Source organism: Lactococcus petauri (genome assembly GCF_002154895.1).
In the GTDB taxonomy this organism is placed as follows: domain Bacteria; phylum Bacillota; class Bacilli; order Lactobacillales; family Streptococcaceae; genus Lactococcus; species Lactococcus petauri.
This window is the reverse complement of record NZ_MUIZ01000005.1, coordinates 99,371-112,927: the sequence shown is the minus strand read 5'-3', so window position 1 is coordinate 112,927 and position 13,557 is coordinate 99,371. Positions and strand designations below refer to the sequence as shown.

Below are 13,557 nucleotides of genomic sequence, written 5' to 3'. Positions count from 1 at the left end.
GATTAAAGCTCCATTCTTAAAATTTGAGCAACTATATCCCTTGGCACAACTCCAAGACGTTTATTTGCGTACCATTCATATCCTTGAGTAACTAACTGCTCTTTTGCCAATCTTACTGCCTTTTTTGCTGTCGCAGGCTGCAAATGTAGTTCGGTAACTAATTCATTAGCAGTTATTCCTTGCTTTTTATTTGACATAATTTTTATCCTCTTTCTATGGTATAATTTTTTATAAGTATTTTCTAAGTCGTCATTGCCGTGGCGACTTTTCTAGTTTTCTTGATGTATCAATAAAATAACTGGCTAATAATTTATATTTGCTTATAACTTTGGAATATTTCCCGAAAGCATTGAAGTCATAAAATCGAAAAAACTAACCATACAAGGCTCTTGATTGAATATCTCTGTATAATCTAAAGCATTTTGAAAGAATACATTGAGATTTATTTCAGAAATACTCTCAGCTAATTTTTTGTATTTTGCAACAGTTCTTTTATCTGAATCAGCAAATAATTCGGGTTTATTACGTAATGCAAAAAGATAAATTTTTTCGTTAACGCCCAAATTGTTAAACTCTAATCCCTTAAAATTCTCAATAAAGACAGGAACCTTTGCCAAAAAGGGAAGCCCATTTTTTAATTCTTTTTTGATATTACCTTCATTATAAAACTTATATTCTATTCGCCATAGATTTTCATATTGCATATAAATTTCTATCTCCGCCATATCTCCACTATCAAAACGCTCTTTTAGTTTATTGTATGCAGTTAAATGATAGTTTCCCTTAGGGGCTCCAAAATCCATTGTTTCTAATTTCATACCTTTATAGATAGGTCTATACATAACTTTAGGCCAATTGACACGTAGGGAAGATAAATCTCTCTCAAAATCATATGCTAAATGGAAAGTAGATATAGCTATATTCCTCATATATGGAAATAGTATGTGGAATACTGAAAGAAAATGTTTTTTTGAGACCTTTGAAGGTGTGAACTCAATCTTCAAAGGGCGCTTATTCATCTTAATTGAAGCAATGGGAGTATATTCTATATACCAGTTTTCTTTATTGTTATCGAAGAATTGCCCTTTATAACTGGATAATTCGCCATCCCTTGTTAAATTTGGTTCAACAATTCCAAAATAATCATAAAGTAAAAAAGTACCATTCAAAATATCTTTATAAAAGTCTTCAGTTACATCGGCAGTTAAACTCAATTTATCAAGTTTTAATCCTACGAAGCCATATCTATAAGAAACTTCATCTTGGAACTGCGAATATGATGGTTTTGACATTTCATGTATCGTTATCGGGCTATTAGAGGGAGCCCGATTTTTAAAATCATCTTTCAAGATTCCTCCAATAATTTTTCATTTTTCGAAAGCACAAAGCACTTTCATATCTCTAAATCTTAGAGCAACAATGTCGCTCCGCTGAACCCGCTCTGCTTGCCAGCTCTGCTGGCAGTTCCCATTCTTGTTCTAAGATAAGAGATATAATACTATTTGTTTTTTGTTATCTCAATTAGTTCTTCAAAAGTACCAATTTTACGAGCTTGTAAAACCTCATACTGTGGATTTTGTCCAAACCCAGCATTATTAGCTAACTCTACATCATAAAGACCGGGGGCAACAAATATGTTGCCAAATTTTAATTTGTCAAAGTGCATGCCAAGGTCGCCCCAGGAATCTCGTAAAGTGGCAACTTTGAGCCAGCCCTTTTCCTTTTTAGTGGAAATGGCGAGTACTACAATTATTTCTTTCATATCGAAAAAACCTTTCTTTCAGCTTTTACTGTCAATCAGTTCTTTTTGGACATTAAATTTCAATTTTTCAGCTTTTCAAGCTGACTGCCCACACTCGGCAGCCCCGTGCGAATTGTTCGTACAGTTGATTCAAAAAATCACTGAATCAACTGTACGAACAATTACTTTTAGTTATAAATTTTTATTGTTAGCTGGCTAAGGTTATTCTAATTCATTGTCTGCCAAACATTGATAAGCTCTAGTTATAATGCGTGACAAAGCAATATAGGTGATATTTTTTTCTATCAATGCAATAGTTCTCTTATCTGGCAGAATGATTTCTAGTTTGATATCAGCATGTGTCGAAACATCTATTTCTTTATCTTTATCAGGATAAAAATAATTAGTGAACCCTGAGAAAAATAGCTGCACATCTTGTAATATTTCGAGGATACATTTGTAAGGATTATCATTATACTCAATATCACTCATAAAGCTACCATCAGATAGTTGAACGCTAACTGACATTTGATACATCATATCTTTCATTCCTTATCTATATAAAGATTTAATTCATTTATAAAGTCAAATTGATGAGTGTCTAAGAAAGGACTTTCCCAATACTGTGCTGTTTCTTTACCTGCGCCTTGTTTAAACAGAAATCCTGAACCTTTAACTTCAATCGGTTGTGGTTCAGGTGTTGCAGAACCGAACACCATGCGATATCCTTCGTTACTGTTTTGCCCTAGAGCTACCCTTAGACCGAGATTATCCCTAAGGTCAGTGTTGAGCGTATTTGCTGACATCTGCTGAGCTGAAATCAGAACAAATACTCCCGCTTGACGACCCAAAAGAATAATTTGTTTAATACCGTCCATAACTTCGTTGACCACTGCTTTAGAATTTTTATCCGTGCCACTTGCTAAAAAAGCTCCCATCTCATCAAATATCAGCCAAATAGGCTTAAATCCGTGATCATTGAAATTAGTTCCATATTTAAAGTTTTTCCTCATTTCACTATAACGCTCATGCATCTCTGTAACAGCTAATCGGATAATTCTAGCAATATTATTAGGAGTTGTAGCTACTCGCTCATTACCTAAGTAATAGGCTAAACTGCCCAAGTCAGAATTCTTAGGGTCTGCTATATAAATCGTCGAATTTCGCTTCAATAGCTCTAATATCAGAAAACTTATAAATACTGACTTACCTGAGCCTGTACCGCCCGCAACGAGTATATGCGGGCATGTTACTGGGTTGTACTTTACACCATACCCTAAATTAATCTCCAAATCATCTATACTTTCTTTTGAACTAGATTTTAAAACTAAGCGTGCTGGGCGCTCAAGAATAAATTTGTATTCAACAATCGCAGGCCTGATTATTTTTTCCTCCAACGGTAAATTAAAGAGCGCTGAGAGCTCCAAGTCGAGGTTCTCAAGTTTAGACGATAGTCCCCCAGCTTTGTATGCATAGATTATTAATTCCTTATCTGTTATTTCATATGATAATTCAGCACTCTCTAAATTATATTTATCTTTTAATAATTCATTATCGACTAGAAAATTTAATAATAAATAATCAAATCTATAAATATATCGAATTGATTGTTTTAGAAAGTTAAACCATTCAAATTGCTTTAACAGAAGAAATATAAAGGAGAAACCGAGTACTAAGCTTATTAATTTTGTATTAGCAAACCAGGATAATATGAATATTAGGAAACTGACTAATATTAACAAAGCTCGTAGGAATTCAATGTATTTGGGGAAATTCAGAAACAAATTTTTATTATTCAAACTTACTTTTCCTACAGGATTTTCTTGATGTTGCTTCTTATAGAATTCAACCCAAAATAAGAAAAATTTCATAATCATCTCATTTCTCTAAAAAAAGAAATAATACTTTTTATTTTCTGCTTTATCATGTAGTAAAAGGAGATGATAATGAGCACTACTCCTATCAAAGCAGCAATCACTTGCATAGAACCAGTAAAGGGAATACAAATCAGTAAAGAAATAATTGCTACAGCAAATGTAACGTTACTTTTAAATTTATCACTCATTAGTGTTTACCATCTTTCTTTTCTAAATATTGATTTAAAAATAAAGGTAACTGGAGAAGTAGGAGGATTACTCCGAAAATTAGTGAGATAATAGAGGCTTTAAAAGGATCAAACATTAATACTTTGATAGATCCTGAAAATCCTGATAGGAAGGCTATAACGCCTAATAAAAATATTGTTGATATAGTCCAACCATTGTAGTTATTATTTTTTTTCATTTTTCTTCCCCTTTTTTTCTAATAAATAATTGTTAAATTCTAAAATCAAGTATATTACTGTACAAATGATGAGTGCCATCAAGCAATTTCTAAAATCAAAACCGTTAATTAAAAATTTTATACGTTGCTGAGGGTTTGAAGTTAAGAGAAATTTAGGTTCTATTCTTACACCACTAATAAGTGTTAAGAGGCTTAAAGAAAATAGAGTATAAATTTTAAAAACATTAATTTTCATTTTTTACCTTTTACTTTCTAAAATAAACCTATATTTCAAAACTGGAAGCTCTTTTTACTGACCAACCTTTCCCTGTCAAAAGATATTGATACATTGAAATTGTATGTGTTTCGATATCTAAAGCAATCTTTGAATATGCGAACCGCAACAGAAGCTTTTCCTCAAAAGGGGTGGTGAAATTTTCATACTCCTTTAAATAATTTTTAAACTGATTTTTATCTAAGTCTGTCAAACGTTTTACAGCTTCACCAGCTTGTACTAATTGCTCTTGAGTAAATCGAATAACTCTGAGTTTTTCCATTATATTCATGTTTAGTTCTCCATTTTTCTATTTTTATTTTTTGCTAGTTACTATAAAAAATGTTGGTGCTCTTGCCTGTTTAGCGTTATTCATTATCTTTTGTTCCCTTCAAACTTATAAATTATCATCATATTCCCAATTTAGTAATAGGCTTTGTTCTAATGCTAAGTTAATTTTTTCTTTCATTTTTCTATCCTTGATTTTTTTATATCTACAATTTATTTGTTAAATGAAAATAAACCATATAAAATTTATAAACCAGCTTATTTAGTTTTAATAAAACGGAAGAATATTCTACCGTTTATTTTTTATTATCATTGTTAACCAAGTAGTAGTTAGCAATATGATCAATAACTTGTCCTTGAGTTGGAGCAAATCCGAATTCTCTAACGAGTTCACCAGCGATAATTTCCAAGTTTAGTTTGGTAGATTTATCAATTACCGCTGAAATTTTAGTAGGTTCTTTAAAAATACTTTCTGCTGGAACAGGTTTTCCACGAGCCATAATTTACCTCTCTTTTTAAAATTTATAAAGCGTATAAACTTCTTTATCTTGCTTTATTTTAGCATGATATTTTCTAAAATGCAATATAAAAGCTATAAATAATAGTCTTTTTTGTGTACTGTATTATTCAATAGGACAGAATAATAAGGTTAAGTAATTTTTGTAGAAAAATTAAGGTTATGAAATCATGATATAATGTAACTATGGATTTAGATAATTTATTATATTATAGGCATTTAGAAAAAGAAAATATTGAGAATAAAGAACAGTTATTAGGAGTTATCAGTAATATTGATGATAGTTTTACTGGACGCTCAGATGTAATGTCATTGCATGTTTTTTTTATGGAATCAGCAAATATGTTAAAAAATAGTATTAAACAATTTGAATTAGGTTTTTTTGACGCTGCATTTTATAGTGTTCGGTCGGCTGTAGAAATTTCAAGAGTTCTTGTAAGAGTTTCAATTGAAGATGTTCCTATAGAGAGTGAACTTTATCAAAAGTGGATTAATCTTCAGAACTTCCCATTTGATGGAAAAATAAAACAGCAATTAAAGGAAATGAATCTAGTATATGAAGAAATAAGGTGTTCTTTTTCAGATTTTTTTTCTGAACAGTATGAAAGATTAGGTATAGTTAACAAATATATACACAAACAAGGATATAAAACATTTTATCAACCAAATTCGATTATGGAAGTTTTAAATAAAAGAAAAGAAGAGAGAAAGTCGTTGTTTGTTGAATTCATAAATAATTCGATAATTGAAATTATTCTTTTAAGACTGTGTATAGATCCTTTTCCTTTACTTCTTAATGATGAAGAAATTATGTATAAAATACATTTTCAATCGATGACCTTTCCTTTTAAGGAAGATACGCTTGAATTTTTGGGAAAAGATTTTATAGATAAGTATAAGAAAACAGAGTTTTATAAAGGTCATTTAAATATGTTTCAAGGTAACGAAAGTATGACTGAAGCAACATACAACATAGTTAATCATGAGTATTATGAGCGAGAAAAATGGGATGAAGTCAGGGAACAATTACACTTGCTAACTAAGAATGCAATTCGCGCAGTTAAAATTTTTAACTTACTTGAAGATGCAACACATATATATTTTGTTAATGGGTTCATATCGTATTATAGCAATACTCCCTCTCTTAGAACGGAACTTTCATTTAGTAGTAAAAAACTGACAGATTTAAAGTTAAAACAAAAAAAGATTAATACCGACTATGATGGAGCTTTTTTGTCATATTTTGATAGTGATGGTGAAGATATTTGGGTGGTGCATAATTCTGAACTTGATCAAAATCAAATTGAAGATATTCTAAAAATAAGATAATGTGGATGAAGTATATAAAATAGAATCTAAAAAAATATAGACTAATAATTCCCATAAATTTCCCACTTTCATTTATGGGATGGGTAATAGAAAAAAATCAAATCATTAAAAAACGAATAAAGGTGTATTTGGAAGTTTAAAATATTTAAAATATCTTGAAGAAATGCTTGGAAATGGCATAGCTCTCATCCAAATGGATATTAATACAAATGGAAAAAGCAATCTTTTAATTTGGGTTGCTTTTTCGTTATTTTTGTAAGAAAACGCTTCGAAATGTAAAAATATAAAGAAAACAGGATTGAAAGCAGATGAAAGTTGCATGAAAATGCAAAAAATGTTATATTAAGAAAATATTTCAATATAAATAAAATGGAATTATAGGAAAAATAAATGGAAAATAAAAAAGGGATGGGGCTGATAGCCCTTGTCTCCATCGTTGTCTCCAGTGCTATTGGTGGTGGGGTATTTAACCTTTCCAACGATTTAGCCAATGGAGCTACTGCAGGTGGTGTAATCGTAGCATGGCTCTTCGTTGGTTTAGGGCTTTTAGCGCTTGTCTTGAGCTTAAACTATCTGATTATTAACAAACCACAACTTTCAGGGGTTTCTGATTATGCGCGAGAAGGCTTTGGCGATTTGGTAGGTTTTCTTTCTGGGTGGGGTTACTGGTTGTCCACATGGTTAGGTAATATTGCCTTTGCCGTGCTCATGATGATATCTATGGATTACTTTTTCCCTGGTAAATTTGCAGATGCAAATGGAAGTCTAAGCGTTTTTGCAGTAGTGTCCGTATCGATTCTTTCTTGGCTTTTAGCTTTGATGGTGAGTAAAGGGGTCGAATCTGCAGCGATTGTGAATACCATTGTTCTGGTTTGTAAATTAATCCCAATCTTTGTTTTCATGATTACAGGAATCTTTATGTTCAAAGCAGGAGTATTCACTGCAGGTTTTTGGAACAATATTACAGAAAATGCTCAAGGCTTGGTTCAAGCTCAAGGGTCAATGACCGCTGGCGGCTTACTCGATCAAGTGAAAAGCTCTCTTATGGTCATGATTTGGGTCTTTGTCGGGATTGAAGGTGCGGCAATGATGGGCGATCGTGCCAAGAAAAAATCTGATGCAGGCCGCGCGACAATCATTGGTCTTATCGTTTTACTTTTTATTTACATCTTGCTTTCACTCTTACCTTTCGGCTATTATGATCAAGCAGAATTAGCTGCCATGAAAACGCCAGGCATGGTTTATATGCTAAAAGATATGCTTGGTAGCTTTGGAGGCGCATTGATGGCCAGCGGTCTTGTTGTTTCCGTTTTAGGGGCTTGGATATCATGGACGATGCTTCCAGTGGAATCAACAACACAGTTGGCCAATCAAAAATTACTCCCAGAATGGTTTGGGCGCTTAAATAAACATAACGCTCCTGCAAATTCTCTTTGGCTTACACAAATCTTTGTTCAATTTTTCATCATCGTTACTTTTTATGTCGCAAATGCTTATAATGTAATGGTGTACCTCTGTACAGCATGTATCATGATCTGTTACGCTTTGGTCGGTGCATATATGATGAAACACGGTCTTGAAGAAAAAAATACAAAAAATATAGTCATTGGCTTTGTGGCCCTTGCTTTCCAAATTTTAGCGCTGTGGCTTTCAGGCTGGCAGTATGTTTGGATGGCTTCGATTCTCTATGCAATTGGTTTTATTTTCTACTACTTAGCGAAGAAAGAAAATGGTAAGACACTTTCTCGTGTAGAAATTATTGTTCTTTTTGTAATTATCGGTTTGTCTATCTTTGCAGCTTTTGGCTTGATTGGCAATCATTATGGTTTAAGAGAGTTACTTGGCTTATAAATAACGTAAAAAAAATTCGGAATTAATGTTCCGAATTTTTTTGCTCTAATTGTGAGTAATGGCTATTTTTGATATGAACCAATACACGTAAATCTTCTTCGAGTTTATCTTTTTGTTGACGTAATTCACGTTCTTGTTCAACAAGAAGTGAAATACGCTTTAATAACGTAGAATCCCCTTCTGCCTCCAGTGCCTTAAATTTGATCAGGTTATCCTCAGTCAGTGGTGGTTCTTTCTTGTCCATTTGTTTCAATTTCTCCTTGCTTCACATTGAAAATACTTAAGTTTTCTGGCAGGTTTTTGAGGTGGTCAAGCGTCGTTGTAGTAATAAAGGTTTGTGTTTTTCCGAGCGTTGTTTCTAAAAGATCCAACTGACGGCTATTATCGAGCTCACTCATGACATCGTCGAGCAAAAGAATAGGATATTCTCCAGTCTCTTCAAAAATTAAATCAATCTCAGCGAGCTTGACAGATAAAGCAACGGTTCTTTGTTGGCCTTGGCTGCCAAAGTCCGCAACATTAATACCATTGACAAAAAAAGTCAAATCATCTCGGTGAGGACCGACAGAGGTCTGATGACGAAAGATATCCTTATCACGTGCGCTTTTCAAATCTTCTAAGAGAGCTGTAGAATTAACTTTATAATTAATCTGCAGCTCCTCAAGCCCATGAGTGAGTTGAGCATGAATTTTTTGTGCCAGCTTTTCCAGTTTGTCAATAAAATTTTGACGTTCAGTACTAATCTTCTGACCGTGTTCTGCCAGTTGGCTGTCTAAAACATCTAAAAAAGTAGTGTCAATTTGTTTGCGTTCCATCTTGAGGTAAGCATTTCGCTCTTTTAAAGCGCGGTTATAGCGCACCGAATCATAAAGATAAACGGGACGTATTTGACCAATCTCCATATCAAGGAAGCGACGGCGAATGCTTGGTGCACCTTTGATAAGTTCTAAATCTTCAGGTGCAAACATGATAAGGTTCAGCTGACCGATATAGTCTGCTAAGCGGTTTTCTTTCAGATGATTGACATGAGCCGTACGTCCTTTAGGAGTTAAAGCAACTTCTAGAGGGATATTACTGTGGCCTTTTGTGACAGTACCAGAAACCTTCATTTCTTTGGCATCCCACCGAATCAGTTCCCGATCATGATGGGTGCGGTGGCTACGTGTTAAAGCAAGAAAGTAGATACTTTCTAAAAGATTTGTTTTACCTTGGGCATTCTGTCCTAAAAAGATATTGAGATTGGGATGAAATTCAAGGGAAAGCTTATCATAATTTCGGAAATTATAGAGCTGTATATTGTTAAGTTTCATGCTTATTTAGCGCCGGGGAATCTTGGCTTGGCCGCTTTTTTGGGCTTTTGAGTTTTGACTTGAGCGTTCATTTTCTTGACAAGTGCTTTGACGCGTTCTTCCTCGGCCTTATCTTCTTCACGTTCAGCAATTTCTTCTTCAGAAGCGTGGACAAATGTGAGAATCAGTCCAAATTCAGGAATCTCCAAAACATCTCCCGCACGCAGTTTTTTGCCACGGCGATTTTCAGCTTCCTTGTTTAAGAAAATATTGCCTTCATTTTCAGCGAGAAAAAGCTTAGCTTGGCCTCCTGTATTGACAATGGCCAATTCTTTAATGACTTGTCCTAAAGTGATGTATTCTTCAAATAAAATGTAATTTTGCATAACTCTATTTTAGCATAAAGAGTCTCAAAAATAGTGGAAAATTTGCTATAATAGAGATATTACAGCTCCTGCTCTTTTTAGGATTAAAAGAAGTTCCTTTAAACTTAAAAAGAGGAGTAGACAAGGGATATCTATGAAACTAGCCAGCGGAGTAAATCTCCATGTTATAAAAGAAACAAAATTCAAAACAATACGTCTCATGGTGCGCTTTCGTGAAGAACTTTCGCGAGAAAATATTGCTAAGCGTGTGATTATCTCTAATTTATGGGAAACGACCAATGCAGCATACCCAACAGCTCAAGCATTTTCAAGCCGCTTGTCAGAACTTTATGGGACATCTTTCTCAACTGCAGTAAATAAAAAAGGCAGTCAACATTTGTTGAGCATTCATATGAATCTTGTTAATCCTAAGTTTGTTGATGTGGATACTTTGGCAGGTGCCGTTGACTTTATGCATAAAGCGCTCTTTAGTCCAGATAATAATGTTGAAGTTTTCCAGCGGGAAAAGACAAATCTCATCAACTACCTTAAAGCTATGAATGAAGATCGCTCTTATTATGCCAGCCGTCAGTTGGCTGCCCTTTTCTTTACGGATCCAAAACAATCTCTCCCAGGTGTAGCAACGGTGGAACTTTTGCAGGCAGAAACAGCAGAAGCTGTTTTTAATTATTACACTGAAATGCTTAATCACAATCTGATTGATATTTTTGTTCTAGGTGATGTGGAAGAAGCTGAAGTTGTACGTTTGTTCCAAAACTTTGACTTTAAGGATCGCCAGGGGCATTCTGAAATTTTTTATAAGCAAGAGCTCAAGGATTATCAAGAAAAAATCGAAGCTAAAGAGGTGCAACAGTCTATTTTACAAATGGCCTTTGCGCAACCGACAACATATGGCAGCAAGGATTACATGACTTTACAAGTGATGAATGGCCTTTTTGGTGGTTTTGCACATTCTAAATTATTTATGAATGTGCGTGAAAAGGCAAGCTTGGCTTACTATGCAAGTTCAGCTTTTGATAGTTTTACAGGCCTGCTAAGAGTTAATGCAGGAATTGATGCAGGAAATTATCAACAGGCACGAGAGCTGATTCTAGAACAACTTCAAGCCATGCAATCTGGAGACTTTACCGCACAAGAAATTGAGCAAACTAAAACAATGCTAAAAAATTCTTACTTCATGTCGCTTGACTCTTCTTCGAATCTCATCGAACAAGCTTTTATTCACGAAGTTTTGCCTGAACTTTATGTTGATGAAGCAACTTTTTTGAAAGCATTAGAAGCTGTGAGCAAAGAAGATATTATGCGCTTGGCGCAAAGTTTAAAACTACAGGCTCAATATTTCATGAAAGGAGAAGTTTATGCAGAAGAAGAGCTATGAAAAAACGGGTGAAATCTTATATACTGATGTTCTAGCCAACGGTTTAACGGTTTATTACTTACCGAAACCTGATTACAATCGGACCTACGGTCTTTTTACGACAAACTTTGGGTCATTGGATACCTCTTTTGTCCCTATGGGAAGTCAAGAGATAAAGACTTTTCCAGAAGGTATCGCTCACTTTTTGGAGCATAAACTCTTCGAGAAAAAAGAAGGGGATGTAATGTACAAGTTTGGTGCCTATGGGGCGCAAACCAATGCTTTTACAAGCTTTTCGAGAACGTCTTATCTTTTTTCGACACGTGAAAATATCTATGAGTGTGTGAACTTACTGCTTGATTTTGTGCAAGAACCTTACTTTACGGAAGAAAATGTTGTAAAAGAGCAAGGTATTATTCAACAAGAAATCCAGATGTATCAAGATGATAGTGACTGGCGTTTGTTTGCAGGGCTTTTAGCTTCGCTTTATCCTGAGTCACCATTGGCAGATGATATTGCTGGTACTCCACGTTCGATTAAGGAAATTACCGCAGCTGACTTGTATGTTAACTATGAAACTTTTTATCATCCCTCAAACATGAACCTCTTTTTAACAGGTCCTTTTGATGTGGATTACATGGCTGCATTTGTAAATGAGAATCAAGAGAAGAAAGCTTTTGTTAAAGCTGAACCCATACAGAGAAAAACTGTTGAGGGGAGTCAGCCGATTGCAGGAAAAACTCTTGCGTTTGAAGTTGCGATGCCCAAGTTGGCTCTTGGTTTTCGTGGAGAAGATGCTTTACCAACTGATGCCCGCGAATTATTAGAATATAAACTTTCAAATCAGTTGCTTCTCGATATGCTTTTTGGGAAAACGAGTCATCGTTATGAGGAAATGTATAATGCAGGTTTAGTTGATGATTCTTTTGGCTATGGTTTTGATATGGATAAAAGTTTTCACTTTGCGAATATTACCGTAGATACTGAAAAACCAGAGCAAGTAAGTAAAGTTTTGCAGGAAGCCCTAAAAAGTTATAAAATAGATAAGGATTTTGAAAAAGAAAATCTAGAAATACTGAAACGCGAAACACTAGGGGACTATTATAAATCCCTAAACTCTTTAGAATATATCGCCAATCAATTTTCATCAAATATTTATGGCGAGATTAACTTCTTTGATCTACCTGAAATTTTATCAGGATTAACCCTTGAAAAAGTCAGCAAACACGCTGAAAAATTTGTTGAGAATATGCAAACTGTAGATTTTATCATCTACCCTAAATAATACGAACAGTTATGAATAAATCCATGTATTTCATAAAGCTGAGAGGAGGACATGGTGGCAATTAAAACAATAGGCGAAGTCCTCAAAGACAAGAGGACGGAACTTGGCCTCGGGCTAAGTGAAGCCGAAAAACTTACAAATATTCCGAAATTATATATTATTGCTTTAGAAACAGGGGATTATAAGGCTTTACCCGGTGATTTTTATATTAAAGCTTATCTTAAACAATATGCAGAAAAGTTGGATCTTGATGCAGATCAAATCATGTTTGCATATGAGAAGGATGGATCAATGTCTGTTGAAGAACACGAAGACATCCAAGAAACTTATCGATTTGTGAAACCAAGTGAACGCGTAGAAGAGGATGAGGAAGAGGAAGAAAGTAATAAGCCTGCATGGCGTCATTATGTTCCCATTATCTTGCTTTCTGCTGTTGCACTAGCCATTGTCGGAAGTGTCACAGCTGTTGTATTACTTACGCGCCCGCCAAAGCCAGACTTGAGTGATACGTCTTATACTTATAAAACGAGCGAAACAAAAAAGGCAACAGAAGAACAAAAGAAAACAACAGAATCATCAGAAAAGCCTGTTGAATCAAAACCAGAGCCCCAAAACCAAATTACGGTTACTGGAAGTGGTGCGCAGCTTAATGTCAAGGTAGAAAATGCTACGAGCCCAACACAAATTGTCTTTACAACAGCAGCTGGGGCAGTGACAACTGTTTCATTGACCAATGCGGATTGGGCAACAGTACGCACGTTATCTGATGCCGAAAACACAGCTACAGCAACGCTCGGAGCAGGATTAACTAACTCCTTGATTAACCTGTCCAATACCCAAGGACTTACAATGACAATCAATGGTAGCACTGTCGATTTGTCTGCTCTTACAGTAGGCGTTCCAGTTCAAGTGCAATTAACGGTGACTTATGCAAGCACTACAGCACCTGTAACACAATAAAAAGTTGAGCCACGAGCA

The 13,557-nt window shown here is 34.7% G+C and carries 17 protein-coding genes; 6 read left to right on the top strand and 11 right to left on the bottom strand.

The window, feature by feature from the left end:
* Positions 1–2: 2 nt before the first annotated feature.
* The 5 genes from BZZ03_RS08305 to BZZ03_RS08285 form a co-directional block, all read right to left on the bottom strand.
* The gene (locus BZZ03_RS08305) at positions 3–197 is read right to left on the bottom strand and encodes a DUF3173 family protein (protein WP_086582993.1); all 195 of its coding nucleotides are present in this window, start codon (positions 195–197) and stop codon (positions 3–5) included.
* Between the two features lie 123 nt (positions 198–320).
* Positions 321–1,349 carry a replication initiation protein gene (locus BZZ03_RS08300; RefSeq protein WP_233128970.1) on the bottom strand — a complete coding sequence of 343 codons (1,029 nt, stop codon included), beginning with the start codon at positions 1,347–1,349 and terminating at the stop codon, positions 321–323.
* Positions 1,350–1,498: 149 nt separating this feature from the next.
* Positions 1,499–1,762: a hypothetical protein gene (locus BZZ03_RS08295; RefSeq protein WP_086582992.1), complete on the bottom strand. Its 264-nt coding sequence runs from the start codon at positions 1,760–1,762 to the stop codon at positions 1,499–1,501.
* Between the two features lie 201 nt (positions 1,763–1,963).
* Positions 1,964–2,290 carry a hypothetical protein gene (locus BZZ03_RS08290; RefSeq protein WP_086582991.1) on the bottom strand — a complete coding sequence of 109 codons (327 nt, stop codon included), beginning with the start codon at positions 2,288–2,290 and terminating at the stop codon, positions 1,964–1,966.
* Positions 2,287–3,612 carry an FtsK/SpoIIIE domain-containing protein gene (locus tag BZZ03_RS08285; protein WP_086583041.1) on the bottom strand — a complete coding sequence of 442 codons (1,326 nt, stop codon included), beginning with the start codon at positions 3,610–3,612 and terminating at the stop codon, positions 2,287–2,289. Before BZZ03_RS08285 ends, BZZ03_RS08290 begins: the two co-directional genes overlap by 4 nt.
* Positions 3,613–3,687: 75 nt before the next feature.
* On the opposite strand from BZZ03_RS08285, the gene BZZ03_RS11910 reads away from it, so the two are divergent.
* Positions 3,688–3,897, top strand: coding sequence for a hypothetical protein (locus BZZ03_RS11910; RefSeq protein WP_143466335.1), 210 nt, complete (start codon positions 3,688–3,690; stop codon positions 3,895–3,897).
* 113 nt (positions 3,898–4,010) lie between these two features.
* On the opposite strand, the gene BZZ03_RS08270 is transcribed toward BZZ03_RS11910, so the two are convergent.
* The 3 genes from BZZ03_RS08270 to BZZ03_RS08260 all read right to left on the bottom strand — a co-directional run bounded on the left by BZZ03_RS08270 (position 4,011) and on the right by BZZ03_RS08260 (position 5,065).
* Positions 4,011–4,259 carry a hypothetical protein gene (locus BZZ03_RS08270; RefSeq protein WP_086582988.1) on the bottom strand — a complete coding sequence of 83 codons (249 nt, stop codon included), beginning with the start codon at positions 4,257–4,259 and terminating at the stop codon, positions 4,011–4,013.
* Positions 4,260–4,287: 28 nt separating this feature from the next.
* A complete protein-coding gene (locus BZZ03_RS08265) occupies positions 4,288–4,569 on the bottom strand; it encodes a hypothetical protein (RefSeq protein ID WP_086582987.1) in 282 nt (93 codons plus the stop codon).
* Between the two features lie 292 nt (positions 4,570–4,861).
* Positions 4,862–5,065, bottom strand: a complete 204-nt coding sequence (locus tag BZZ03_RS08260) for a hypothetical protein (RefSeq protein ID WP_086582986.1) — start codon at positions 5,063–5,065, stop codon at positions 4,862–4,864.
* Between the two features lie 203 nt (positions 5,066–5,268).
* On the opposite strand from BZZ03_RS08260, the gene BZZ03_RS08255 reads away from it, so the two are divergent.
* Together BZZ03_RS08255 and BZZ03_RS08250 are read left to right on the top strand one after the other, a co-directional pair.
* Positions 5,269–6,411, top strand: coding sequence for a hypothetical protein (locus BZZ03_RS08255; protein ID WP_086582985.1), 1,143 nt, complete (start codon positions 5,269–5,271; stop codon positions 6,409–6,411).
* Between the two features lie 390 nt (positions 6,412–6,801).
* The gene (locus tag BZZ03_RS08250; RefSeq protein ID WP_086582984.1) at positions 6,802–8,262 is read left to right on the top strand and encodes a basic amino acid/polyamine antiporter; all 1,461 of its coding nucleotides are present in this window, start codon (positions 6,802–6,804) and stop codon (positions 8,260–8,262) included.
* Positions 8,263–8,284: 22 nt separating this feature from the next.
* On the opposite strand, the gene BZZ03_RS08245 is transcribed toward BZZ03_RS08250, so the two are convergent.
* Genes BZZ03_RS08245 through BZZ03_RS08235 form a run of 3 tightly spaced genes read right to left on the bottom strand, consistent with a single transcriptional unit; the run spans position 8,285 to position 9,937 of the window.
* Positions 8,285–8,506: a hypothetical protein gene (locus BZZ03_RS08245; RefSeq protein ID WP_064305340.1), complete on the bottom strand. Its 222-nt coding sequence runs from the start codon at positions 8,504–8,506 to the stop codon at positions 8,285–8,287.
* Positions 8,478–9,572: a DNA replication/repair protein RecF gene (gene recF / locus BZZ03_RS08240; protein ID WP_019292209.1), complete on the bottom strand. Its 1,095-nt coding sequence runs from the start codon at positions 9,570–9,572 to the stop codon at positions 8,478–8,480. The genes BZZ03_RS08245 and recF overlap by 29 nt, the downstream gene beginning before the upstream one ends.
* A 2-nt stretch (positions 9,573–9,574) precedes the next feature.
* A complete protein-coding gene (locus tag BZZ03_RS08235; RefSeq protein WP_086582983.1) occupies positions 9,575–9,937 on the bottom strand; it encodes an RNA-binding S4 domain-containing protein in 363 nt (120 codons plus the stop codon).
* A gap of 133 nt (positions 9,938–10,070) precedes the next feature.
* On the opposite strand from BZZ03_RS08235, the gene yfmF reads away from it, so the two are divergent.
* The 3 genes from yfmF to BZZ03_RS08220 are packed head-to-tail and all read left to right on the top strand — an operon-like array spanning position 10,071 to position 13,539.
* On the top strand, positions 10,071–11,315 hold the full coding sequence (gene yfmF, locus BZZ03_RS08230; RefSeq protein ID WP_086582982.1) for an EF-P 5-aminopentanol modification-associated protein YfmF: 1,245 nt from the start codon (positions 10,071–10,073) through the stop codon (positions 11,313–11,315).
* Entirely contained in the window at positions 11,296–12,579 is a 1,284-nt protein-coding gene (gene yfmH, locus BZZ03_RS08225) for an EF-P 5-aminopentanol modification-associated protein YfmH (protein ID WP_086582981.1), read from the top strand. The genes yfmF and yfmH overlap by 20 nt, the downstream gene beginning before the upstream one ends.
* A 51-nt stretch (positions 12,580–12,630) precedes the next feature.
* Positions 12,631–13,539: a helix-turn-helix domain-containing protein gene (locus BZZ03_RS08220; RefSeq protein ID WP_086582980.1), complete on the top strand. Its 909-nt coding sequence runs from the start codon at positions 12,631–12,633 to the stop codon at positions 13,537–13,539.
* Positions 13,540–13,557 lie beyond the last annotated feature (18 nt).

Bases quoted from the DNA above. Each gene is read 5' to 3' on its own strand.
- BZZ03_RS08305 (WP_086582993.1), bottom strand. From the start codon at position 197: ATGTCAAATAAAAAGCAAGGAATAACTGCTAATGAATTAGTTACCGAA.
- BZZ03_RS08295 (WP_086582992.1), bottom strand. From the start codon at position 1,762: ATGAAAGAAATAATTGTAGTACTCGCCATTTCCACTAAAAAGGAAAAG.
- BZZ03_RS08290 (WP_086582991.1), bottom strand. From the start codon at position 2,290: ATGAAAGATATGATGTATCAAATGTCAGTTAGCGTTCAACTATCTGAT.
- BZZ03_RS08285 (WP_086583041.1), bottom strand. From the start codon at position 3,612: ATGAAATTTTTCTTATTTTGGGTTGAATTCTATAAGAAGCAACATCAA.
- BZZ03_RS11910 (WP_143466335.1), top strand. From the start codon at position 3,688: ATGAGCACTACTCCTATCAAAGCAGCAATCACTTGCATAGAACCAGTA.
- BZZ03_RS08270 (WP_086582988.1), bottom strand. From the start codon at position 4,259: ATGAAAATTAATGTTTTTAAAATTTATACTCTATTTTCTTTAAGCCTC.
- BZZ03_RS08265 (WP_086582987.1), bottom strand. From the start codon at position 4,569: ATGAATATAATGGAAAAACTCAGAGTTATTCGATTTACTCAAGAGCAA.
- BZZ03_RS08260 (WP_086582986.1), bottom strand. From the start codon at position 5,065: ATGGCTCGTGGAAAACCTGTTCCAGCAGAAAGTATTTTTAAAGAACCT.
- BZZ03_RS08255 (WP_086582985.1), top strand. From the start codon at position 5,269: ATGGATTTAGATAATTTATTATATTATAGGCATTTAGAAAAAGAAAAT.
- BZZ03_RS08250 (WP_086582984.1), top strand. From the start codon at position 6,802: ATGGAAAATAAAAAAGGGATGGGGCTGATAGCCCTTGTCTCCATCGTT.
- BZZ03_RS08245 (WP_064305340.1), bottom strand. From the start codon at position 8,506: ATGGACAAGAAAGAACCACCACTGACTGAGGATAACCTGATCAAATTT.
- recF (WP_019292209.1), bottom strand. From the start codon at position 9,572: ATGAAACTTAACAATATACAGCTCTATAATTTCCGAAATTATGATAAG.
- BZZ03_RS08235 (WP_086582983.1), bottom strand. From the start codon at position 9,937: ATGCAAAATTACATTTTATTTGAAGAATACATCACTTTAGGACAAGTC.
- yfmF (WP_086582982.1), top strand. From the start codon at position 10,071: ATGAAACTAGCCAGCGGAGTAAATCTCCATGTTATAAAAGAAACAAAA.
- yfmH (WP_086582981.1), top strand. From the start codon at position 11,296: ATGCAGAAGAAGAGCTATGAAAAAACGGGTGAAATCTTATATACTGAT.
- BZZ03_RS08220 (WP_086582980.1), top strand. From the start codon at position 12,631: ATGGTGGCAATTAAAACAATAGGCGAAGTCCTCAAAGACAAGAGGACG.